Origin of the sequence: Streptomyces sp. NPDC088747, assembly GCF_044751025.1 — a bacterium.
GTDB lineage: Bacteria > Actinomycetota > Actinomycetes > Streptomycetales > Streptomycetaceae > Streptomyces.
In genome coordinates, this window is the sequence record NZ_JBIVKZ010000010.1 from 242,460 (window position 1) to 265,121 (window position 22,662).

The window sequence follows — 22,662 nt, forward strand, 5'->3', positions numbered from 1 at the left end:
TCCGCAGTACGGTCCGGCTGTGACGGACGAGGACGGGTATTTCGGGGAGAGTGTCGCGGCGACCTACGACGAGTCGTCCGCGGAGGAGTTCCGGCCGGAGGTCGTCGGGGCGGTGGTCGACTTCCTGGCGGGGCTCGCCGGTGGCGGCCGGGCGCTGGAACTGGGCATCGGGACGGGGCGCGTCGCGTTGCCGCTGGCACGGAGAGGAGTCCCGGTCCACGGCATCGACCTGTCGCGGGCCATGGTGGACCGGCTGCGCGCCAAGCCGGGCGGCGACACGATCGGCGTGACGATCGGCGACTTCGCGACGACGAAGGTGGAGGGGACCTTCTCCGTCGCCTTTCTGGTCTTTAACACGATCATGAACCTGACGACGCAGGACGCGCAGGTGGACTGCTTCCGCAACGTCGCGGCCCACCTCGAACCCGGCGGCCGGTTCGTCATCGAGGTCATGGTCCCCGAGCTGCGGAAACTCCCGGCCGGGCAGACCGTCGTACCCTTCCACGCCAGCCCGACGCGCTGGGCGTTCGACGACTACGACGTGGCCACCCAGCAGGTGAGTTCGAACTACGTCGAGGTCGTCGACGGGCACGGCCGGTACCGGTCGATCCCCTTCCGCTACGTCTGGCCGGCGGAGCTCGACCTGATGGCCCGGCTCGCCGGCCTGCGCCTGTGCGAGCGGTGGGAAGGATGGACCCGCGAACCCTTCACCAGCGAGAGCGGCGGGCATGTTTCCGTCTGGGAGAAGCCCGCCGCGTAGCCGCTCGGACGGCTTCCCGCGAGCCGGCCGAGCTGGGGAAATGCGGAGTAGGGGAAGTGCGGGGCCTAGGAAGTGCGGGGCTTGGGAAGTGCTGGTCCAAGCTTTACTGCGAGCTGATTGCAGGTGGGATTGGTGAGCAGCAGGGTGGGAGGCGCACCCGAAAGCTCCGCCGGTCCCGAGAGAAGGCCCCCATGCGTCGTACGTCGCTCACGCGGCAGGAGTGGGGCCGGCTCGGCGGGATGGCCGCGGTCATCATCGCCCTGCACGTGATCGGCTGGTTCACCCTCGTCGCCGTCGTGGCGCCGGAGCACTACAGCATCGGCACGAAATCGTTCGGCGTCGGGATCGGCGTGACCGCGTACACCCTGGGCATGCGGCACGCGTTCGACGCCGATCACATCGCGGCCATCGACAACACCACCCGCAAACTGATGAGCGAGGGCCGACGGCCGCTGTCGGTCGGGTTCTGGTTCTCGCTCGGCCACTCCAGCATCGTCTTCGGGCTGGCCCTCCTGCTCTCCCTCGGCGTCCGGACGCTGGCCGGACCCGTACGCGACGACGACTCACGCCTGCACGACGTCACCGGGCTGATCGGTACGACGGTCTCCGGGACCTTCCTGTACGTCATAGCCGCCGTCAACCTCGTCATCCTCGCCGGGATCTGGAAGGTCTTCCGGCAGATGCGCTCCGGCCACTTCGACGAGGCGGCCCTGGAGGAGCAGCTCGACAACCGCGGGCTCATGAACCGTCTGCTCGGCCGGGTCATGAAGTCGGTGACCAGGCCCGGGCAGATGTATCCGCTGGGTCTGCTCTTCGGGCTCGGCTTCGACACGGCCACCGAGGTCGCCCTGCTGGTCCTCGCCGGGTCGGGCGCGGCCTCCGGGCTGCCCTGGTACGCGATCCTGTGCCTGCCCGTCCTGTTCGCGGCGGGCATGTGCCTGCTCGACACCATCGACGGTTCGTTCATGAACTTCGCCTACGGGTGGGCCTTCTCCAAGCCGGTGCGCAAGGTCTACTACAACCTCACCATCACCGGGCTGTCCGTCGCCGTCGCCCTGATCATCGGCACGGTCGAACTCCTCGGCCTGCTCGCGGAGCGGCTGAACCTGCACGGAGCCTTCTGGGACCGGGTCGGCGACCTCGACCTCAACACCGTCGGTTTCGTCATCGTCGGGCTGTTCGTCGCCACCTGGGTCATCGCCCTGGTGGTGTGGAAGGCCGCCCGCATCGAGGAGAAGTGGACGGCAGGACTGCGCCCTGCGCCGGCGGACGGTCCTCGTCGACCTGGGACGGCCGACCGGTCATCTCCGGCGTCTGCTGACCGGCCATCTCCGGAGTCCGCTGACCGGTCATCTCCGGCCTCCGCTGACCGGTCATCTCCGGAGTCGGCTGACCGGTCGTCCCCGGAGCTCGCCGACCCGCGCCCCGCCGCGCAACAGCCCGCCGGCTGACGACCCGCCCGGCGACTGACGCCCCAGGGGCACCACCACCCCCGGCAGCGTTCCCGGCGGCCGGTCCCGCCCGCGCCTCCGGATGCCGCACCCGCCCTGCACCCCCGCGCGGCGCGCGGTAATTTGTCCGTGATTGTGCAGAGGCCCTTCGGCCTGCGGCGGTGAGGGGCGGACGATGGCCAGGACGTTGCACGTGGCGGGTGCCGCCACGGTCGCCCGCCCGGCCGGCACACGGCACGTGACAGTTGAGCCGCGTGTCCGTGCCGGGGGAGGCCCGGCGGCATGAGCGCTCCGCCGGCCGCTCCCACGACGCCGAACCCGACCGTCGGCAGGCGGATCTCCTGGCAGGCGGGGGTCTCGCTCCTCGTGGTGCTGGGCGCGCTGTACCTGGCGCGGCGCCACTGGCCGGTGGTCGAGGAGGGAGTCGCGCGGCTGGCAGACGCCGACCGGGGCTGGCTGCTGGTGGCGAGCGCCGCCACCGTGGCGACCTGGGCGTGTTCCGCACTCGCCCAACAGGGCGCGGTGGCCCGGCCGTTGCCCGCGCGGCGGCTGGTGGCCGTGCAGTTCGCGGCGTCCGCCGCCAACCACGTACTGCCCGCGGGCCTGGGCGCGGGCGCGGTCAACCTGCGCTTCCTGACCCGGTGCGGACTGCCGTTCGCCCGGTCGGCGACCGCCCTCGCGGTCAAGGCCACCTCGGGAGCCGTGGCGCGAGGCTTCCTGATCGCGTCCCTCGCGCTGGCCTGTCCCGGCGTACTCCGCGTTCCGCACGTGCCGGCGGCGCCGGTGGCGGTCGCCGTCGCGGTGGCCGCCCTCGCCGCGGCGCTCCTGAAGGGACCGCTGCGGCGTGTCCTGCGGGCCGTGCTCGCCGATGTCCGCGCCGTGCACGAACTCCCCGCGCGGGCGGCCGCGTTGTGGGGCGGTTCGCTCGCCTTCGCCGGGTTGCACGCCTCGGTGGTGATCGCGGTGTCCCAGGCCATCGATCTGCCGCTGCCCCCTGCCCAGGTCGCCCTCGCCTACCTCGCCGCGAGCAGCGCCGCCGTCCTGCTCCCGACCCCGGGCGGCCTCGGCTCCCTGGACGCCGCCCTCGCCCTGGCCCTCACCCTCGCCGGCGCACCGGCCGGCGCGGCGGCGTCCGTCGTCCTCGGCTACCGGCTCCTGACCGTGTGGCTGCCACTGCTGCCGGGACTGCTGGCGCTGGGAGTGCTGGTACGGCGCCGGGTGGTGTGACCGGCGCCACCCCGAGAGCCGGGCAAGGGGCCCTTTCGGCAGGCGGGCCGAAGGCCGGTCCCTGCGTCCGCGAGGTCGATGTCGGATTCCCGCCAGCCCTGACCTCGCGCGTGCCCGATGCTTGAGGCATGCAGAACGGGATGCACACCGACACGGAACGCTGTGTGCGCGCGGTCCAGTCGAAGGACGCGCGCTTCGACGGCTGGTTCTTCACGGCGGTCGTGACGACGCGCATCTACTGCCGGCCCAGCTGCCCGGTGGTGCCGCCGAAGCCGGAGAACATGACGTTCCACCCCAGCGCGGCCGCCTGTCAGCAGGCCGGATTCCGGGCCTGCAAGCGGTGTCGCCCCGACACCAGCCCCGGCTCGCCCCAGTGGAACCAGCGCGCCGACCTCGTCGCCCGCGCCATGCGCCTGATCGACGACGGGATCGTGGACCGCGAGGGCGTACCGGGCCTCGCCACCCGGCTCGGCTACAGCACCCGCCAGATCGAGCGGCAGCTCCTCGCCGAACTGGGCGCGGGCCCCCTCGCCCTCGCCCGTGCCCAGCGCGCCCAGACCGCGCGACTGCTCATCGAGACCACTCCGCTCCCGATGGCGGAGATCGCCTTCGCGGCCGGGTTCTCCTCGATCCGCACCTTCAACGACACCGTCCGCGAGGTCTTCGCACTCTCACCGAGCGAACTGCGCGCCCGGCTGCCCAGGCGGAAGGCGGGCGCCGCCGCACCGGGAGCGCTGAGCCTGCGGCTCCCCTTCCGCGCCCCCCTCAACCCCGACAACCTCTTCGGCCACCTCGCGGCGACCGCCGTACCGGGCGTCGAGGAGTGGCGCGACGACGCGTACCGGCGCACCCTGCGCCTGCCCTACGGCCACGGGATCGTCGGACTCACCCCGAACCCCGACCACATCGCCTGCCGCCTCACCCTCACCGACCTGCGCGACCTGCCCGTCGCGATCAGCCGCTGCCGCCGCATGCTCGACCTGGACGCCGACCCGGTCGCCGTCGACGAGCAGCTGCGCACCGACCCGCTGCTCGCGCCGCTCGTCGACAAGGCGCCGGGCCGCCGGGTGCCGCGCACGGTCGACGAGGACGAGTTCGCCGTACGGGCCGTACTGGGCCAGCAGGTCTCCACGGCCGCGGCCCGCACCCACGCGGCGCGTCTGGTCACCGCGTACGGGGACCCGGTCGACGACCCCGAGGGCGGGCTCACCCACCTCTTCCCGTCACCCGAGTCGCTCGCCGCGCTGGACCCCGAGTCCCTCGCGATGCCGCGCACCCGCCGCGCCACCTTCACCACCCTCGTACGTCAACTCGCCGACGGCTCGCTCCACTTGGGCATCGACAGCGACTGGGAGGAGACCCGCGCCCGGCTCCTCTCCCTGCCGGGCTTCGGCCCCTGGACCGTCGACGTCATCGCCATGCGCGCCCTGGGCGATCCCGACGCCTTCCTCCCCACGGACCTCGGAATCAGGCGCGCGGCACAGGAGTTGGGCCTGCCGTCCACTCCCGCCGCACTCACGGCACGCGCCGCGGCGTGGCGCCCCTGGCGGGCGTACGCGGTCCAGTACCTGTGGGCGACGGACAGCCACCCGATCAACTTCCTTCCCCAGTAGGCAGGTATGAGCCCACACAAGGACGATTCATGAAGCGCCACACCGTGATCGACAGCCCTTACGGACCGCTGACCCTCGTCGCCGACGAAGGTGCCCTCTGCGGCCTCTACATGGTCGGCCAGCGGCATCGCCCCGCCGAGGAGAGCTTCGGCGCACGCGACGACGACGCACTCCTCGACGAGGTGACCGACCAGCTCGCGGCCTACTTCGCGGGCGAGTTGAAGGAGTTCGACCTGCCGCTGCGACTCGACGGAACGCCCTTCCAGCAGGGTGTCTGGGAGCAACTCCGGCGGATCCCCTACGGCGAGACGCGCTCGTACGGCGAACTGGCCGAAGTCCTGGGCAACGTGGGAGCCTCCCGCGCGGTGGGCCTAGCCAACGGCAAGAACCCGATCGGCATCATCGTGCCCTGCCACCGCGTCGTCGGTGCGAACGGCAGCCTCACGGGGTACGGCGGCGGTCTCGACCGCAAGCAGCGGCTGCTGGACTTCGAGAGCGGCGCCGCCCTCTTCTCGTAACGGACATCTCGTAACGGACACCGGTGGTTCATCCGGGCTGTGCAACGGGGTGAGGGGCCGTCGACACACCCGGGCGGCGGAGACCTGCACCCCCGACGAACTGGCGGCGGCCGTGAAGGGCGAGCACCGGTCGCGACGGTCGTGCCCCCCCGCGACCGCACCACGGTGTGACCCGCGCCGCATGGCACCCGTCCGGCACGCGGTCAGCCGCTACCCGCCGCTGTCGTCGCCCAGGCGGCGCAGCAGTTCGGGCAGTGCCGTGCCGATCGGCTCGCGTACGACCTCGTCGGCGCGATCGTCGTACGGCGTCGGTTCGGCGTTGACGATGATCAGGCGTGCCCCGTGGTCCGCGGCGATCCCGGCGAGCCCTGCGGCGGGCTGCACCTGGAGGCTGGTCCCGACGGCGATGAACACCTGGCACGCCTTGGTGATCGCGAGGGCCTCACCGAGGACGACGGGGTCCAGCCGCTCGCCGAACATCACCGTCGCCGACTTGAGGATGCCGCCGCACTTCAGGCACGCCGGGTCCTCCTCACCGGCCTCGACCCGCGCGAGCGCGGCCTCCATCGGCGCCCTGTCGTGGCACTCGGTGCACACCAGGGTCCGCGCCGTGCCATGCAGTTCGAGCACTTTGCGGGCGGGCATCCCGGCGAGCTGGTGGAGCCCGTCCACGTTCTGGGTGATCACCCGCACCGGCACCCCGGTCCGCTCCAGCTCGGCCACGGCCAGGTGCGCGGCGTTCGGCTCGGCCACCAGCGTGCCGTTCCGCCGCCGCAGCTGCCACGCCCGTCGTCTGATCTCCGGATCACCCATGTAGTACTCGTACGTCACGAGCTTCTCGGCCTCGGGATCCTTCCGCCACACCCCGTTGGGGCCGCGGTAGTCGGGAATCCCGGAGTCGGTGGAGATACCGGCTCCGCTGAGGACGGCGACGAGAGGCCTGGTCATGGGCCGAAGGGTAGGACGTCCGTCGGCGCGGGGTCCATCGAGTAAGGGGAGTCGTGGAGTCAGCCGACCCGGTGACCGTTCTCCAGCTCCACCGTCCCCGTGCCCTCCGTCAGCACGTCGAGCGCGGCCAGGACGCGTCGGCCCAGCGCGCCCGGAAGGTACTCCGGCAGTTCCTCCCGCGGGACGAGACGCCAAGACAGCAGCTCCTCCTCCTGCAACCGGATCGCGTTGAAGTCCTGCTCGGTGAGGACTCCGCCGTCGTACAGGTAGGCCACCAGCGGGGGCCGCGCCGTGCCGTGCACCCAGTCCACGGCGAGCAGCCGGCCGAGTGCGATGTCGAGGCCGATCTCCTCGACGGTCTCCCGGCGGGCGCCCTGGCGCGGAGTCTCCCCCTCGTCCGATTCGACGGTGCCGCCCGGAAGGGCCCAGCCGTCACGGTAGTTCGGCTCGACCAGCAGGACGCGCCCGTCGGAATCACGGAAGAGGGCGGCGGCCCCGGCGAGGACGCGGGGCAGGCCCGCGATGTACGTGGCGAAGTCTTGAATGGTCATCCAGGAAGGGTAACGAGCCGCCCCGTCCGCGCGGCCGGTCCGCGCGAGGGCTCCGGGGTGCCCGATCACGGCCGGTCGCGCGAGGTGTTCCGTGAGCCGGGCGGGGCATGACGGCGAGGGCTTCCTCCGGTTAAGGTCGCAGCGGCGCGACTGCCTTGACGTGAGCAAGGCTCGAAAGCAAGGGGATGCAAGGTGGCGGACGCTGCTGTGAACCGGACTCGGCAGGCGGCTCGTGTGCTGATCGCCGCGGACAAGTTCAAGGGAACGCTGACGGCCGTGCAGGTCGCCGAGCGGGTGACAGCCGGGCTGCGCCGGGCCGCGCCGCAGGTCGAGGTCGAGGCGCTGCCGGTGGCCGACGGCGGGGACGGCACCGTCGACGCGGCCGTGGCGGCCGGATTCGAACGGCGTGAGGTGCGGGTCGCCGGTCCGCTCGGTGACGAGGTGACGGCGGCGTACGCGCTGCGCGACGGCACGGCGGTCGTGGAGATGGCCGAGGCGAGCGGGTTGCAGCGGCTGCCCGCCGGGGTCTTCGCGCCGCTCACGTCCTCGACGTACGGATCGGGCGAGCTGCTGCGGGCCGCGCTGGACGCCGGAGCCCGGTCCATCGTGTTCGGCGTGGGCGGGAGCGCCACCACCGACGGGGGCGCCGGCATGCTGTCCGCGCTCGGCGCGCGGTTCCTGGACGCCGACGGTGAGCCCGTCGCGCCCGGCGGCGGCGCGCTGAGCGAGGTCGTGACCGCGGACCTGTCCGGCCTCGACACCCGGATCTCCTCGGTCGACCTCGTCCTCGCCTCCGACGTGGACAACCCGCTCACGGGCCCCAAGGGCGCACCCGCCGTGTACGGCCCGCAGAAGGGCGCGAGCCCCGACGACGTGGCCGCGCTGGACGCGTCCCTCGCCCACTTCGCCGCCGTCCTGGAGAAGGCCATCGGCTCCCGGGCCGCCGAGTACGCGGCGGCGCCCGGCGCCGGCGCGGCGGGCGGTATCGGGTACGGCGCGCTCGTCCTCGGCGCCCGCTTCCGGCCCGGTATCGAGGTCATGCTCGACGTCCTCGGCTTCGCGCCCGCGCTGGAGCGCGCCACGCTGGTCATCACCGGCGAGGGTTCCCTCGACGAGCAGACCCTGCACGGCAAGGCCCCCGCCGGGGTCGCCGCCGCCGCGCGCGCCGCAGGCAAGGAGGTCGTCGCGGTCTGCGGCCGCCTTGCCCTGCGCCCGGAGGCCCTCGGCAAGGCCGGCATCCGCCGCGCCTACCCCCTCACCGAGGTGGAACCCGACATCGCGAAGTGCGTCGAGGACGCGGGCCCCATCCTGGAGCGGGTCGCGGAGAACATCGGACGGGACTTTCTCACCTGAGGCGGGCCGCGAGGCTGATCCTGGCGGGACCTTCCTCGCCCGAGGCGGGCCGCGCGGGGCAGATCCCGGTGGGGACCGGACGGTGAACAATTCCCGCGGGCACCGGGCAGTGAACGGTCCCCGCGGGCACCGACGGCACTCCCCGCAGGGACCGGCCGCGCCCGGCTGATCCCAGTCGGGACCGGACGGCGAACGATCGCCTGGGCACAGTGGCGGCACAGAACCAGCAGCACTTCGGCCTGTTCCTCTGGGCCGAGCGTGTCGAACCATTCGATGCCTCTGTGGCATCGGGCGCAGTGCTTGCGCGAGTTCGTTGAGCATGATGTCGCGTTCGGCCACGGCTGCCTCCTGTCGGATATGCGGCGACTCTGCGCGGAGTCCAGTTCAGTGGAACCAGGCAACAAGCCGTACATGGTCGGCTCCGTGGAGTTCGCCGAGTGTCCGCATCACGCTCCAGACCGGTCCCCAGTGGGTTTGGTCTCCGGCGACCGACTCCCGGCTTCGCTTGCCGGAGCTGTCTGTTTCCTGCCAGTCGGCGCAGGCGAGCTCGGCCCAGGTGATCCATGTGGTCCCGTGGGCATCGCCGGTGGCGTCGTAGAGGGCGTACTCGGCTCGTAGCGTCTTGGACGCATCGCAGGGAAAGCCGCGGTCTTGTGCCAGGGCTCGGAAGCCGAAGGAGTTGCGAATGCCGAAAAGGCAGGCGAGGGCGTCGTAGGCGTTGCCGTTGTTGAGCAGGAAGAGGTCGATGGCGGAGTGCCACCCGGAGTCCTCGTCACCGGGACCCCAGAGACGGGCACCGGGCCGACATTCGATCATTCCGCTGACCTCGGTAGACATGCGGGCATCCTGCCTTCACGGCCCAGGACTCAGCACCCGCATTTCCTGACCAGGATGCGGGCCGATCAGCCCCCCGTAGCCTCGTCGCCGCACTGGAACTGGAACCAGCCCGCCAGGGCGGAGTCCATCCCCTCGTAGGTCGACTTGGCCTCCTCGTGGGGTGCGTCGAAGCCGTTGGCGGGCGGGGAGCGACATCGACTGTGAAGGCGGTGCGCCTGGCTGAGGGCCTTGTCCCACCATGGGCCGATGGGGATCATGACCGGGTGCCGCACGAACAGAAACTCCACGAACTACTCGAACGCGCCGGACTCACGGTCGTCGAGGACGTGCTCCCGGGCAGCCTGTTCCCGCCGGAAGCCGGCTGGCGGATCGCGCGGGGGATCGCGGCACCGGACGGCGCGGCCCGGGAAGCGCTCGACGCCGCATGGTGGCGCCGCCTTCGCGATGCCGACGGCGAGTTCCTGGTGGCCGTTCTCGGACACCGGATCGGCGGCAACGACTCCTGGTGGACCCGGGTCCGGTGCACCGGGAGCGGTGTGCCGGAGCTGACCGGCGACCCCGGGTTCGTGGCGCTCTCCCTCGACGGGCAGGTGCTGCTGGCGCAGGTGCCCGGCGCGGACGGGCCTCGGGTGACGGCCCTCGACCGGCTGCCGGAGCGGCTGGAGGAAGCCGCCGCGGCCGCCGGGCGCGAGACGGAGGCCGAACGCGCCGAGGTGTGGGCGGCGGTGCCCGGCCCACGTGCGTGGCCTCTGCACTGGGCCGAGGGCATCGGGTCCAATCCGGCCGCGACGGACGAACTCCTGATCCGACTGCTGGACGTGGAGGCGGGCTTGCTGCACGACTGGGACCGGCCTGCCGTACTCGACGCCGCCCTGGCGCATCCCGATCCGCAAGTGCGGTCGAGGCCCGCGGACACCTTCCGACCCAAGCTCACATCCGATCAGTGGGTACGCCTGGTCCGCGCCGAACCGTCGCCGAGCCGGCGCGTGCTCTGGGCCGAGCATGCCCGCGCCCGGGGCTTCGAACTGCCCGAGGACCTTTACGACGACCTCCTCGCCGGCTCCTCCCGCGCTCAGGCCGCCGAACTCCCGAGGCTTCCCCCGCACCACCTCCCCAGCCTCGCGGCCGACGCCGATCCCCAGGTGCGCGCGGCGGCCTGCGCCCGGTGGGAAGACGGCCGCGCCGCTGCGGGCACGACTGCTGGCCGACACCGACGACGCGGTGCGCACGGCGGCGCTGCTCGCCCACCACACCGCCGTCCCCATGCCCCGCGAGGTCTTTGCCGCGCTGCCCGCGCCCCGGCGCGCACTCGAACAGTGCCGTCTCTCGCCCGAGCTGGAGGCGGAGCTGGTCCGGGACGATGACACGGAGGTACGCCGAGCGCTGGCCGCCAACCCGCAGCTCAGTGCCCACAGCGTCACCGTCCTGGCTCAGGACCCGAACGACGACATCCGCTCGGCGGTGGTACTGCGGCCCGACCTCAACGAAGAACAGCGTGCCGCGGTACGCCACGACTTCGACCCGACCCTGATGTCGCACACTCTGCCCTGGGTCAAGGACCTGCACGATGACGCCGACGCGATGCGCCGCCTCGCCGTATCGTCCCATCCGCTCATCCGCCGAAGCGTGGCCCGTGCCCGGCATCTTCCACCGGACGTCGTGGAACGTCTGGCCCGGGACGAGGACCGCACTGTCCGCCTGTTCCTCGCCGAATCGTGCGACGACGCCCCGGCCGAGATGCTGCTGGAGGTCTGGCGCTGGTGGGACGGCAGCTTCACGCACCCCGGCCGCCCCCGCAGCCACCCCAACTTCCCCCGTACGGGCCTGCTGCGCTACGCCGGCGACCCCGATGGGCGGATGCGCCGCCTGGCCCTGGACGATCCGCAGTCCACACGTGCCGACGTCGCACGCCTCGCCCGCGACCCGGAAGCCGAGGTGCGCCGCCGCGCGGCCGAGGACCCCCGGCTGTCACCGGCCGACGCGGTGCGGCTGCTCAACGACCCGGCGGCCCACGTCCGCGGCATCGCGGTGCGCAATCCTCGGCTGCCGGCCCGCGTCCTTGCCGGGCTGCTGCACGACCGCGACACGGCATGCGAGGCGGTCACCAATCCGGCGATCCCGGTCCCCGTCCTGCACCGCATCCTGGCCAAGGTCGCGGCAGCCATGGCAGCCCGGCGCTGAACACCGCCACCCCGCAGGGCGGCCCCGTGGCGGTCTTATCCCGAACTCCGGCACAACCCCGCCTGGACATCTCGAGTTGGGGGTCTGGCACACCACGGAACTTGCCCCAGACCCCCAACAGGCGCACTGTCGGTTCCGGAGCGTGCGCCCCTCCAGCCCCGCGCCATGCCCCGGTCGCCAGAGACGGGCCGGACCGGCCCCGTCCCTGGCCCCTGGAGTCGTCAGTCGTCAGCCAGGGTGAGGGTTACAAGCGGCGGGCTGACGCTGTTCTCACGGGAGTTGAGGATCACCGCGAGCCCCGGGGAGTCCTCTGTGAGGGCGATGGTGATCCGGCCGCCGAGGTTCCCCACCACGGCGGCGGTCACGTCGAACAGGAGGGGCGCCTTGGTCGTGGTGGCGACGGCGTTCGAGAGTGCCGTTCCCAGGGCGGGCCGGGTGTCCCAGGTGAGGCCCGACTCGGTCCACTGTGTCGCGTCGACGCTGTGTGCGGTGAGGGTTGCGGAGGTGCCGCCGGAGTCGGAGACGTATCCGTACACCGAGAGGGTGGCGGTGGTGACGGTGCCCAGGACCGGTGCGGTGTCGAAGGTCAGATAGGCCTGCCGGGTGTAGCCGGTGCCGGTCGCGTTCTTGACGACCAGGGTGGTGGCCGCCCCGTAGGCGGTGGCGGCGTACGAACCGTCGCGGACGTAGGTGTCGGCGACCGGGGTGAGCGCGGCCGAGGCGAGGGTGAAGGTGGCCTCCCGGGTGGCGCCGGCGGTGCCGGACAGCGCGGCGGTGAGAGTGAGGGCGGGCGAGCCGGTGGCGGAGGTCACGGTGAGCCCCTCGTCGGCGTCGACCAGGGTGCCGCCCACCGAAAGGGTGACGGTGACCGTCCCCGAGGACCGGGTGGGGTCGCAGATGCCGACCGTCACCCGGCCTCCGTGCTGCCGGGTGATGACGGAGCAAGGTGCCGAGACGGTGATCCCGCCCGCGCTGCCCGCGGTGAAGAAGTTGGCCGCGATCACCCCGCTCGCCTCGTCCCGGACCGCGTGCGCGCCCGCCGTCCGGGACAGCACCGTGACGGTCGGTGCGGCGGCCCGCGCCCGGGTCGCGGTGTGGCTGAGGCCGGGCAGCAGTACGTAGGCGTAGGAGTCGTCGGAGGGGGCGGTGCCGTGGGGCAGGCAGAGGGAGACGTACCGGCGGGTGAGCTGGTCGGTCGTGCCGTTGAGCGTGTTGATGCCGCTCCAGGAGCCGGTGCGGTCGGTGCGGGCCGCCTCGACGGTGGCGCCGCCGGGGAAGAGGTAGCCGCCCACCCCCTCCAGGTGCGCCCAGGACGACACCGACAGGGTCTGCGACCAGCCGGTGGTGGCGGGCTGGGCGACGCCGTCCACGGTGAGGGTGTTGTGGCCGCCCTCGTGCAGGCTGCGGTTCTCCACCACCGTGGTCACTTCGGCGCCGCTGCCCCCGGTGATCGCGGAGCCGACGCAGACCACTGAGTCGTCCAGCAGGAACCAGGACTTGCGGGCGGTCAGGGTGGACCCGTACTGCCGGAAGTCCATGCCCACACTGCCGTACGTCCCGGCCAGGCTCGCCCCGCCGCACCAGACGGCGGCGGACCGGCTGCCGGTGCCCGCCCCGTCGTCGAGGGGCAGGGTGTCGACGGTGGTGCCGGGCAGCCGGTAGGGGTCGGCGGTGGGCCAGTAGCCGTCCGTGTGGTGAGTCGGGTCCGAGGCCAGATAGAGGTAGCCCATGCCGTCGCCGGTGTGCCAGCCGTGCAGGTTCTCCCCGTTGCTGCACTCGTAACGGGCCGTGCGGGACGAGGACATGGCGAGGGCGTAGGCCCAACCGTCGCGGCGGTGCACCACCCGGTCCATCGACGGGAACTGGACGTGCCCCGTCCCCTCCTCGGCCGCCGGGACCGAGTCGTCGGCCAGCACCGGGCCGGCCAGGGCGATGCCCGCGACGCCGGCGGTGGCCGAGAAGGGCGCCACCTCCTCGCCCCGGGTGATCCAGCCCTTGGCCAGGCTCCGGAAGCGGGCCGCCTGCGCGGCGTCGGGCGCGGACTCGGCTGCCCGCAGGACCGACTGGATGATCAGGTTGCCGTCGTAGAAGTCGGTCTCGGCGGGGCGGCTGACCGCCCGGCCGCGTACCGCGTCCATGCACAGTCCGTTCCACACCCAGGGCCGGAAGGCGGTGTCGACGGCGCCGAAGATGTTGGCGGAGTCCGGGTCGGTGACTGCCCAGTCGGAGCCGTCCAACAGCTGGAAGAGCACCCCGAGACCGCGCAGCATCACCATGCCGTAGGTGCCGGTGTAGGGGATCCAGGTGTGCTGGACGAACGAGCCGTCGGCATACAGTCCGTCGCCCGAGGTGACGTACGGGAAGACCGCGGAGAGCGCGGCGACGGCGGCGCCGAGCCGCTCCGAGCTCGCGCCGAGGACGCCGCGCAGGGCGACGACCTGGCAGAGGTCGACCCGGTTGGCGCCGGTGGAGACGGTGCGGTTGGCGCCGTACCGGTTGAGCGTCGGGTCCGGGACGAAGTGGTCGACGGCGGCGAGCAGCGCGTCCAGGCGGGCGGTCGTCAGCAAGGGGCGTACCAGGACAGCCGTGTTGAGCAGTGCCTGGGGTGAACCCACCTCCCACTCCCACCAGTTCCCGGTCTCCGCGGTGTCGGCGCCGTAGAGGTGGGTGCAGACGAAGTCCAGGCCGTCGGCTATCGCGGCGCCGAGCGCGGCATCACCGTGCAGGACGCGTCCGCTGCCGTCGGTGGCGACCGTGCCGGGGGTGACGTACGCCGTGGCCAGCGCGGCGAGTTGCTTGCTGCTGGCGGTCAGGTTGGCGGGGGTGGTCGTGGTGAGGGGGAGGTCCGGCCAGAGGGAGGGGGAGCCGGCGTCCGGGGCCAGGGTGTTCCACAGGGTGGTGGCGGTGCCGGAGACGGCCGTCAGCGCGGTGGCGTAGGCCTCGTCGTCCGTGTCGATCGCCCCGCCGGTGAGGATGTCCGCCCACAGTAGCCGCAGGGTCTCGTACGGGTCGGCGGCGGTTTCGTCGGCGTGGGCGAGAGTGGCGCCGGGGCCGAGGGGGAGAGCCCCGGCCAGTCCGGCGAGCGCCAGCGCGGTGGCGGTGAGGAAACCCCGGCGGCCGAAGGACGCGCCGGCGGATCGGGGAAGGGGAGTGGTGACGTCGGTGGTGACCTGCGGGAACTTCTCGGACACGCTGGTACTCCGTTCACGAGGTGAGGACGTTCCGGGGAGCTTGGCGGAGCAGGCGGAGCGGGCGGAGTTGGCGGAGCCGGCGGAGTTGGGAGGCCGCGGAGTCAGCGGGCGGCGGCCGGTTCGGTGGCGGACACCGCGACCGCCGCCCGCGGGCGGTTCAGCAGCCGCAGCAACCGGGCGGTCTCGGCGGTGACGGCGTCCCGGCCCGCGCCGAGGTAGCGCCGGGGGTCCACCGAACCGGGATGGGCAGTCAGGTCGTCCCTCACCGCTTTGGTGAACCGGGAGTTGAGATGCGTCGAGATATTGATCTTCGTCATGCCGGCGGCGACCGCCTCCACCAGTCCCGCGTCGCCGACCCCGGACGAACCGTGCAGCACCAGCGGCACGGGAACCGCCGCCCGCAGCGCGCGGATCAGCGCGAAGTCGGGCGCCGCGTCCCGGGTGAGCATGGCGTGCGAGGTGCCGACGGCGACGGCGAGCCCGTCGACCCCGGTGGCGGCGGTGAACGCCGCGGCCTCGCCGGGGTCGGTGCGCACCCCGGGAGCGTGGGCGCCGTCCTTGCCGCCGACCTCGCCCAGTTCGGCCTCCACCCACACCCCGCGCCGACGGCAGCGCTCGGCCAGTGCGGCGGTCGCGGCGACGTTCTCGGCGTAGGGGAGGGCGGCGCCGTCGTACATCACCGACGGCACTCCGAGCGCGACGGCCTCCTCGGCCAGCGAGGGCGACACGACGTGGTCGAGGTGGACCGACACAGCGACCCGGGCATCCTCGGCGGCGCTGAGCGCGGCACGGGCCAGCGGGCGCAGGGCGCCGTGGTAGCGGACGGTGTTCTCGCTGATCTGGAGCACCACCGGGCAGCCGGTCTCCTCGGCGGCGGCGACGATGGCGGTGATGTGTTCGAGCTGGATGACGTTGAAGGCGCCGAGCCCGCGGCCTTCCGCGCCGGCGGTGGCGGCGAGGGTTCCGGTTCCCACGAGGGGCATGTCGTTCTCCTGGTGATCACGAAGGGATGTCGTCGACCGGGTCCGCCGGCCGCGGTGCGGTCAGGGCGGTCACGGCGATCCGTGGCAGCAGATCGCGATAGGTCACGGCGTCGAAGTCGCCGGCGAGCGGGGCCCGTACGGCCGCGGCGGACAGTGCCACCGCGGACCGCAGCCGCTCCGGCCACGGGGCACCGTCGGCCAGCCCGGCGGCCAGGGCGGCGACTGCCGCGTCTCCGGCACCGGTCGGGTTCCCGGCCAGCGGCCCGGGCGGACGGGCCCGCCAGACTCCGTCCGGGGTGACGGCGAGCAGCCCCTCGGCGCCCAGTGAGACCACCACCGACCCCGCTCCGGCCCGGCGCAGAGCCTCGGCGCCCGCCAAGGGGTCCCCGGCGCCGACCGTCTCGCGCAGCTCGACGGCGTTCGGCTTGACCAGGTCGGGCCCGGCGTCCAGAGCCGCGAGCAGCGCAGGACCGGCGGTGTCGAGGACGACAGGGACGCCCACCCGGCGGGCGGCGGCGACCAGTTGGCCGTACGCGTCCTCGGAGAGTCCGGGTGGCAGGCTGCCCGACAGGACAACCACACGCGCCCCGCCGAGCAGCCGGACGTACTCGCCGGTGAACGCACGCCACTCGGCCGCGCTCACCTCCGGGCCCGGCTCCAGGAACACCGAGGCGTCCCCGGCCGCTGTCTCGACCACGGTCACGGTCTGCCGGGTGGTCCCGGCGACGGCGGTCAGCGACTGGGCCATCCCGGAGGCGGCCAGGTCCCGTCGGACCAGCTGTCCGGTCGGACCGCCCACCAGCCCCGCGACCAGCGCCGACCGCCCCAGCGTGGTCAGCACCCGGGCCACGTTCACCCCCTTGCCGCCTGCCCGGTGCCGGGCGTCGGCGAGCCGGTGGACGGCGCCGGTACGGATGCGGTCGACGGTGTAGGTGACGTCCACGGCGGTGTTGAGGGTGACGGTGATGATGGTCACGCGGCCACCGCCAGGTCCAGGGCGAGCAGCGCGGCGCCCTGACAGCCCGCCCGGTCGCCGAGCGCCGCGAGGGCCAGTTCGGGCGGTCGGTGGAAGGGGAGCCGCCGAGCCAGTGCCTCGCGCAGCGGGTCGGTGAGATCGGTGCCCGCGCGAGCCAACCCGCCGCCCAGGACGACCAGTTCGGGCTCGCACAGCACGGTGTACGCGGCCAGGCCGTCGGCGAGCGCGTGCACGGCCCGGCGCCAGACCTGTCGGGCGACCGGATCACCGGCCCGCACCAGGTCGCGCACACCCTCCGCGGTGACGGGGATCTCCAGCCCGGGGCGTACGCCTCCGCCCGTGAGCGGGGCCTTCCGCGAGGACCTGGCATGCCCGCTCGCCTCCGCGTACGCGAGGGCCACCGCCGACGCCGAGGCGAGCGTCTCCAGGCAGCCCCGGCGGCCGCAGCCGCAGCGTGGTCCGCCGCCGGAACGCAGGACCAGATGGCCGAGTTCGCCCGCGCCGCCCCGGCTGCCCTCGAACACCCGGCCCTCGCGGACATGGGCGGCGGCGATGCCTGTGCCCAGGGCGACGAACAGGAAGTCGTCGTGTTCCCGGCCTGCGCCCAGCCGCCCCTCCGCCAGCGCGCCGGCCCGCACGTCGTGGCCCAACGCGACGGGCAGGCCCAGCCGTTCGGTCAGCAGGTCACGCAACGGCAGGTCCCGCCAGCCGAGGTTGGCCGCATACCGGGCCACGCCCCGCGCGGTGTCGACCAGGCCGGGCACCGCCACTCCGGCCGCCAGGGGCGCCGACCCCGTCGATGCCACGCAGGCGGCGGCGAGTTCGGCGGCGGTCGCGGTCACCCGGTCCAGCACCGCCGCGGGCCCCGCTTCCCGCCGCGTCTCCCGGCGCACCGAGCGCACCACGGAGCCGTCCCGTGCCACCAGCGCGGCCTTGATCCCGGTGCCGCCGACATCGACGGCGACCACCAGGCCGGGCGGCGGGCTGCTGTTCCTCATCGCGCGCGGTCCTTCCCGGTCAGCCGAGCACGACGGAACGGGTCAGGTTGCGCGGCCGGTCCGGGTCCAGCCCGGCGGCCTCGGCGCGGGCCACCGCCAGCCGCTGAGCGAGGATCAGGCCGGCGAGCGGGTCCAGGCCCCCGGTGTGGACCAGGGTGGCGCCGGTGCGGGCGATGTCCTCGTCCAGACCGGCGGGGACCGGGCCGAACACCCAGACCGCGCGCCCGGGGGCGGCGATGCTGATCGGGCCGTGGCGGTACTCCATGGCCGGGTAGCTCTCGGTCCACGAACCCGCCGCCTCCCGCATCTTCAGTGCGGCCTCGTCGGCGAGCCCGCAGGTCCAGCCGTCCCCCAGGAACGTCACCTGCTCGGCCGCGACCAGCGTCGGGTCCAGGGGATCCAGCAGCGCGCCGCGGGCGTCCTCGACGGCTTGGGCTAGGTCCTCGCCGAGGTGGGCGCGGAGCAGCGCGAGGGCGGTGGTCGCGAACCGGGTCTGCACGACAGAGCGTTCGTCGGCGAACGGCAGCACGATCACCTGGCCCGCCGAAGCGGCCACCGGGGTGGCTCCGTCCGCGGTGATCGCGGTGACCGGGACGGCGGTCCGGGCGTCGCGCCCCAACTCCTCCATGAGCCGCAGGACTTCCGAGGTGGTGCCGGACCGGGTGAGAGCGATGACCCGTTCGTAGCGGCGGCCGGCCGGGAACTGTGAGGCGGCGAAGGCGTCGGTACGTCCGTGACCGGCGCTTTCGCGCAGGGCGGCGTAGGAGCGGGCCATGTACAGCGAGGTCCCGCAGCCGATGACGGCAACGTCCTCACCGGCCCGCGGCAGCGCGTCGGCGGCCTCCACGGCGGCATCGGCGGCCCGCAGCCAGCACTCGGGCTGGGTGGCGATCTCGTCCAGGGTGTACGACACGGGGTGTCCTGCCTTTCACGGGAGGAACGGGAGGAAGGAGGGGAGGGAAGGAGGGGAGGGGCGTAGGGGCGTGCGGGGGAGAGGGCGTGCGGGGGGTAGGCCGCGGCTCGGACAGACAGCCGCGGTCTGATGTGGGTGCGGGGGTGCGGGGGTGCGGGGGTGCGGGGGTGCGGGGGTGCGGGGGTGCGGGGGTGCGGGCGTGCGGGCGTGCGTGGGCTTGTCGCGCCAGGCCGGACTAGTGGCCTGGTGCCGCCCAGGTGTCAGGGAGTCCCAGTGCCCGCGCGGTGTGCGCCAGCGCCTGTGGCAGCCCCGGGATCTCCGGGTACCAGCGTTTCTCCCATTCCAGGCTGAGGTGGGCCCGGTAGCCCACCGCCGTGAGGGCCGCGGGTACGGCGTCCAGCGGGACCGCGCCGGTGCCGGGCAGGCATGGACGCGGGTCCTGCCGGGAGACCGCGTCCTTCACCTGGACGTGCCGCAGCCAGGGCGCGAGCAGTACGGCCGACTCCGCCGGGCTCTCCCCGGCCCGCCAGGTGTGCAGTACGTCCCACACCGCGCCGACCGCCGGGTGGTCGACCGCGCTCAGGACCCGGGCGGCGTCGGCGCCCCCGGGGTGGGAGTCGTGGGTCTCCAGCAGCAGGGAGGTTCCGGCGTCGGCGGCCTGCGGGGCGGCGGCGCGCAGTCGTCGTACCGCCCGCGCGTCCGCCTCCGGTCCGGGGCGGTCCGCGCCCGGGAAGACTCGGATGCCCACCGCGCCGACCTCGGCGGCCAGGGCGGTCAACTCGGCGAGGGCGAGCAGGCATTCGGTGTCGGTGACGCCGGGGTCGGCGACCCGGACGTACCCGGCCAGCCATCGTGTCCGCACCCCCGCCCGGTCCAACAGGTCCACTGTCTCGGCGAGTTCGGCGGGCGGTGTGCGCGGGGTGAGTAGTCCTTCGGGCGGGTCGCAGCGCAACTCGACTCCGGTGCAGCCGTGTTCGCGGGCCAGCCGGGCGACCTCTCGGACGCCGGCGTTCGGGCAGCCGAGGGTGCTGAACGCCGGCTCCCAGGACACGGGCCGGGGCGCGGGGCGCGGGGCGGCGGGATCAGCCAACGGGCACCTCCAGCGGTGTGGGGAGGATCTGGGGCTGCCCGGTGGCGCAGGCGGCGTACACGGCTTCGACGGTCTGCACGACCCGACGGCCGTAGTCGGCCGTGACCGCGTTGGGCCGCTCCCCGCGGACTGCCGCGGCGAACGCGGTGAGCTGGTCGCGGAAGGCGTTGGGGACGTCGTCCTCGGACTCGGCGGCCAGCAGCACGGGCGCGGAGCCGTCGTCGGGGTGCAGGCGGGCGCCGAGGCCCCGGGCGACGAGGAGGGTGCCGCGCTCGCCGATCACGGTGAGTTCGTCGCGGGGCGGCAGCAGGACGCTGGTGACGGCGATGTGGCAGGCCGTCCCGTCGGCCAGTTCCAGCCGGGCCAGGACGTCGGTCTCCACCGGCAGCCCGCCCCGGGTCGCCGCGGTGGCGGTGACGGCGACCGCCTGGCTGCCGGTGAGCCACAGCAGCCGGTCCACGCAGTGGGTGCCGATGTTGAAGAACACGCCTCCGCCGGCGACGGCCCGGTCGAAGAACCAGGCGGGACGGCTGCCGGGGCGGTAGTCGGTGGTCCGCCAGTCGTGCACGGCGAGGATCCGGCCGATCGCGCCCGCGTCCACGGCGGCCTTGGCGGCGGCCATCGGTGGCAGGAAGTGCTGGATGTGGCCGACGAACAGCAGCACCCCGGCGGCCTCGCAGGCGCGCTGCATCAGCGTGCAGTCCCGGGTGCTGGTCGCCATCGGCTTCTCGACCAGTACGTGCAGTCCGGCCGCGGCGGCGTCGGTCACGATGCCGGTGTGCAGGGCGTGCGGGGTGTTGACGACGACCGCGTCCACCAGGCCGGAGGCGATGAGCGCGCGGTGGTCGGTGAAAACGGCCGCGGCCAGTGGGCCGGCCACGCGGTGGGCGGTGGTGGCGTCGAGGTCGCAGACGGCGGTGACGCGCAGGCCGGGGGTGCCGGTGGTGGCGTCGGCGTGCAGGGCACCGACGGCGCCCGCGCCGATCAGGCCGAGCCGGATGTCGCTCACGGGGTGCTCTCCTGGAGGGTGGGGGTCGGCGGCGGGGTGGGGGTCGTGGCGGCGGTCGCGCCGGTACCGGTGGCGGCGAGGGCGGCCGTCGCTCCGCAGGACTGGCGGACGGTGATGGTGGGCCGCAGCAGGATCCGGACGTCCGGTTCGGCGGGGTCCTCCAGACGTCGCAGCAGGAGGCGGGCGGCGGTTCTGCCCAGTTGTTCCTTGGGCGGGGCCACCGCGGTGAGCGGCAGGTCGGCGAGGTCGGCGATCTCGTCGTCGTAGGCGACAAGGGCGAGGTCGCCGGGGACGGTGATCCCGGCCCGGCGGGCGGCGGTGAGCAGCAGGGCGGCCTGCCGGTCGCCGAAGCAGACGGCGGCAGTGGCGCCCGCCTCACGCAGGGCGGCCAGGCAGCGGTCGGCCGCCGCCGGGCTCCACTCCTGGCGTGCGGCCCGGAACTCGGTGCTGACGGCGCCGAGTTCGCTGATGGCCTGGTGGAATCCGTCGGCGACCGGGCCGGTGGTGGGGCTGAAGTCGCGCAGCACCAGGCCGATGCGGTGGTGGCCGAGGGCCGCGAGGTGCCGGACGGCGTCGTGGGCGCCGGCCTCGTGGTGGGTGCAGACGGTGGTGTTGGTGTCGGTGAGGGAGGCGGTCCGGCGTTCCATGAGGACGGTCGGTACCGGAAGCGCGGCGAGCCTGGCCAGGACGTCGGCGGCCGGTTCTGCGCCGTTGAGGGTGGGGACGACGAGGAGGCCGTCGACGCCCGCGTCCAGCATGTCCCGCAGGTCGCCCGCCTCGCGGGCCTGGTCGTAGCCCGAGCAGGCGAGGAGCAGCCGGGCACCGGCGGCGGACAGGGTCTCCTCGATGCCCTGGAGGACCTTGGGGAAGTAGAAAGCGGTGTCGGGGACCATCACGCCGACCAGGGCGCGGCCCGGGGCGGGCGCGCTCGGCGGGACCACGAAAGTGCCCGAACCCTGACGCCGTACCACCAGCCCTTCGGCGACCAGTTCGTCCACGGCGCGGCGCACGGTGCTGACCGAGGTGCCGCTGCTGTGGGCGAGTTCCTTCTCGGTGGGCAGCCGGGAGTCGGCCGGCCAGATGCCCTGCACGAGCCGTTGCCGCAGGTCGGCGGCGAGCTGGCGGAACTTCAGGTCACGGGAGCCGGAGTCGGCGTTCATGGTGGTCAGTCCCCCTGTCGAGCGGCTCACTTGACGGAACCGACGGTCATTCCCTCAATGATCCGTCGGCCGAGCCAGATGTAGGCGGCGAGCACCGGCAGGATCACGATGGCGACTCCGGCGAACAGGCCGCCCCAGTCGGCACCGTTGTACTGCATCTGCTGGAGCAGTCCGAGCAGGGCGAGGGAGAGGGTCTGGTGGTCGGTGGTCTGGATGAAGACGAGGGCGAAGACGGTCTCGCCCCAGTGCTGGATGACGTTGAGGATCAGTACGGTGACCAGTCCGCCGCGTGCCAGCGGCAGCATGACCTGCCAGAAGGTGCGCAGCGGGGAGGCGCCGTCGAGGGCGGCGGCCTCCTCCAGTTCGACCGGCAGGGTGGTGAAGAAGCCGGTGAGGAAGAACACGGCGAACGGCAGCGAGGTCGCGACGTAGACCACGGTCAGCCCGAACAGGCTGTTGACTAGCTGTAGTTGGTTCATGACGACGAACAGCGGCAGCATCACCACCTGGGCCGGGATGCCGAGGCCGAGTGCGAAGAACATGGTGAAGGGGCCGCTGAGGCGGGTGGTGACCCGGCTGAGGACGTAGGCGGCGGGCGCGGCCAGCAGCACGGTGAGTACGGCGGTGCCGCCCACCACGAGCAGGGTGTTGGCGGCGGCCTGCCCGAACATGCCGCCGGTCCAGGCGCGGGAGTAGTTGTCCCAGTGGAAGTCGGTCGGGATCTTCCAGGGGGAGCTGAAGATGCCGTCGGCGCTCTTGACCGAGGAGACCAGCAGCCACAGCCCGGTCAGGATGTTGAAGGCGGCGAACAGCCAGACGAGGGCGACTCCGGTGGCGTGGCCGGGGCGGCGCGGCCGGCGGGTGAGCGGGCCGGGACTTCGGCCGGGACTGGCGACGGCCATC

The 22,662-nt window shown here is 73.4% G+C and carries 21 protein-coding genes; 8 read left to right on the top strand and 13 right to left on the bottom strand.

The window, feature by feature from the left end; translation table 11 throughout:
• Positions 1-19 precede the first annotated feature (19 nt).
• The 5 genes from ACIP79_RS24230 to ACIP79_RS24250 all read left to right on the top strand — a co-directional run bounded on the left by ACIP79_RS24230 (position 20) and on the right by ACIP79_RS24250 (position 5,569).
• Entirely contained in the window at positions 20-760 is a 741-nt protein-coding gene (locus ACIP79_RS24230) for a class I SAM-dependent DNA methyltransferase (protein WP_401226589.1), read from the top strand.
• Positions 761-951: 191 nt separating this feature from the next.
• Positions 952-2,211, top strand: a complete 1,260-nt coding sequence (locus ACIP79_RS24235; RefSeq protein WP_401226590.1) for a HoxN/HupN/NixA family nickel/cobalt transporter — start codon at positions 952-954, stop codon at positions 2,209-2,211.
• 282 nt (positions 2,212-2,493) lie between these two features.
• Positions 2,494-3,438, top strand: a complete 945-nt coding sequence (locus ACIP79_RS24240) for a lysylphosphatidylglycerol synthase domain-containing protein (protein ID WP_401226591.1) — start codon at positions 2,494-2,496, stop codon at positions 3,436-3,438.
• A gap of 128 nt (positions 3,439-3,566) precedes the next feature.
• A complete protein-coding gene (locus ACIP79_RS24245) occupies positions 3,567-5,051 on the top strand; it encodes an AlkA N-terminal domain-containing protein (protein WP_401226593.1) in 1,485 nt (494 codons plus the stop codon).
• A gap of 29 nt (positions 5,052-5,080) precedes the next feature.
• Positions 5,081-5,569, top strand: a complete 489-nt coding sequence (locus tag ACIP79_RS24250; RefSeq protein ID WP_401226595.1) for a methylated-DNA--[protein]-cysteine S-methyltransferase — start codon at positions 5,081-5,083, stop codon at positions 5,567-5,569.
• Positions 5,570-5,779: 210 nt separating this feature from the next.
• Here the strand turns inward: ACIP79_RS24250 and ACIP79_RS24255 are convergent, their stop codons facing one another.
• Together ACIP79_RS24255 and ACIP79_RS24260 are read right to left on the bottom strand one after the other, a co-directional pair.
• Positions 5,780-6,517 (bottom strand): SIR2 family NAD-dependent protein deacylase, encoded by a 738-nt coding sequence (locus ACIP79_RS24255; protein WP_401226596.1) that lies wholly within the window; start codon positions 6,515-6,517, stop codon positions 5,780-5,782.
• 59 nt (positions 6,518-6,576) lie between these two features.
• Positions 6,577-7,068: an NUDIX domain-containing protein gene (locus ACIP79_RS24260; protein WP_401226598.1), complete on the bottom strand. Its 492-nt coding sequence runs from the start codon at positions 7,066-7,068 to the stop codon at positions 6,577-6,579.
• 192 nt (positions 7,069-7,260) lie between these two features.
• On the opposite strand from ACIP79_RS24260, the gene ACIP79_RS24265 reads away from it, so the two are divergent.
• Entirely contained in the window at positions 7,261-8,421 is a 1,161-nt protein-coding gene (locus tag ACIP79_RS24265) for a glycerate kinase (RefSeq protein ID WP_401226600.1), read from the top strand.
• 384 nt (positions 8,422-8,805) lie between these two features.
• On the opposite strand, the gene ACIP79_RS24270 is transcribed toward ACIP79_RS24265, so the two are convergent.
• Positions 8,806-9,258, bottom strand: coding sequence for a hypothetical protein (locus ACIP79_RS24270; protein WP_401226601.1), 453 nt, complete (start codon positions 9,256-9,258; stop codon positions 8,806-8,808).
• Positions 9,259-9,323: 65 nt separating this feature from the next.
• Positions 9,324-9,530 carry a hypothetical protein gene (locus ACIP79_RS24275; RefSeq protein WP_401226602.1) on the bottom strand — a complete coding sequence of 69 codons (207 nt, stop codon included), beginning with the start codon at positions 9,528-9,530 and terminating at the stop codon, positions 9,324-9,326.
• Between ACIP79_RS24275 and ACIP79_RS24280 the strand changes: the two genes are divergently transcribed.
• The gene (locus tag ACIP79_RS24280) at positions 9,522-10,622 is read left to right on the top strand and encodes a hypothetical protein (protein WP_401226604.1); all 1,101 of its coding nucleotides are present in this window, start codon (positions 9,522-9,524) and stop codon (positions 10,620-10,622) included. The genes ACIP79_RS24275 and ACIP79_RS24280 overlap by 9 nt on opposite strands.
• A complete protein-coding gene (locus ACIP79_RS24285) occupies positions 10,522-11,439 on the top strand; it encodes a hypothetical protein (RefSeq protein ID WP_401226606.1) in 918 nt (305 codons plus the stop codon). The genes ACIP79_RS24280 and ACIP79_RS24285 overlap by 101 nt, the downstream gene beginning before the upstream one ends.
• 221 nt (positions 11,440-11,660) lie before the next feature.
• Here the strand turns inward: ACIP79_RS24285 and ACIP79_RS24290 are convergent, their stop codons facing one another.
• The 9 genes from ACIP79_RS24290 to ACIP79_RS24330 form a co-directional block, all read right to left on the bottom strand.
• Complete coding sequence (locus ACIP79_RS24290; protein ID WP_401226608.1) at positions 11,661-14,630, bottom strand: polysaccharide lyase family 8 super-sandwich domain-containing protein; 2,970 nt, start codon at positions 14,628-14,630, stop codon at positions 11,661-11,663.
• Positions 14,631-14,731: 101 nt separating this feature from the next.
• Positions 14,732-15,613: a class II fructose-bisphosphate aldolase gene (locus tag ACIP79_RS24295; RefSeq protein WP_401226610.1), complete on the bottom strand. Its 882-nt coding sequence runs from the start codon at positions 15,611-15,613 to the stop codon at positions 14,732-14,734.
• 16 nt (positions 15,614-15,629) lie between these two features.
• Positions 15,630-16,589 carry a 1-phosphofructokinase family hexose kinase gene (locus ACIP79_RS24300; protein WP_401226612.1) on the bottom strand — a complete coding sequence of 320 codons (960 nt, stop codon included), beginning with the start codon at positions 16,587-16,589 and terminating at the stop codon, positions 15,630-15,632.
• On the bottom strand, positions 16,586-17,587 hold the full coding sequence (locus ACIP79_RS24305; RefSeq protein ID WP_401226614.1) for an ROK family protein: 1,002 nt from the start codon (positions 17,585-17,587) through the stop codon (positions 16,586-16,588). The genes ACIP79_RS24300 and ACIP79_RS24305 overlap by 4 nt, the downstream gene beginning before the upstream one ends.
• A 19-nt stretch (positions 17,588-17,606) precedes the next feature.
• Positions 17,607-18,500 carry an SIS domain-containing protein gene (locus ACIP79_RS24310; protein WP_401226616.1) on the bottom strand — a complete coding sequence of 298 codons (894 nt, stop codon included), beginning with the start codon at positions 18,498-18,500 and terminating at the stop codon, positions 17,607-17,609.
• A 235-nt stretch (positions 18,501-18,735) separates the two neighbouring features.
• Positions 18,736-19,590: a sugar phosphate isomerase/epimerase family protein gene (locus ACIP79_RS24315; protein ID WP_401226617.1), complete on the bottom strand. Its 855-nt coding sequence runs from the start codon at positions 19,588-19,590 to the stop codon at positions 18,736-18,738.
• Entirely contained in the window at positions 19,583-20,599 is a 1,017-nt protein-coding gene (locus ACIP79_RS24320; protein WP_401226619.1) for a Gfo/Idh/MocA family protein, read from the bottom strand. The genes ACIP79_RS24315 and ACIP79_RS24320 overlap by 8 nt, the downstream gene beginning before the upstream one ends.
• A complete protein-coding gene (locus ACIP79_RS24325; RefSeq protein ID WP_401226620.1) occupies positions 20,596-21,759 on the bottom strand; it encodes a LacI family DNA-binding transcriptional regulator in 1,164 nt (387 codons plus the stop codon). Before ACIP79_RS24325 ends, ACIP79_RS24320 begins: the two co-directional genes overlap by 4 nt.
• Positions 21,760-21,785: 26 nt before the next feature.
• Entirely contained in the window at positions 21,786-22,661 is an 876-nt protein-coding gene (locus tag ACIP79_RS24330) for a carbohydrate ABC transporter permease (protein WP_401226622.1), read from the bottom strand.
• Between the last annotated feature and the right edge of the window lies 1 nt (position 22,662).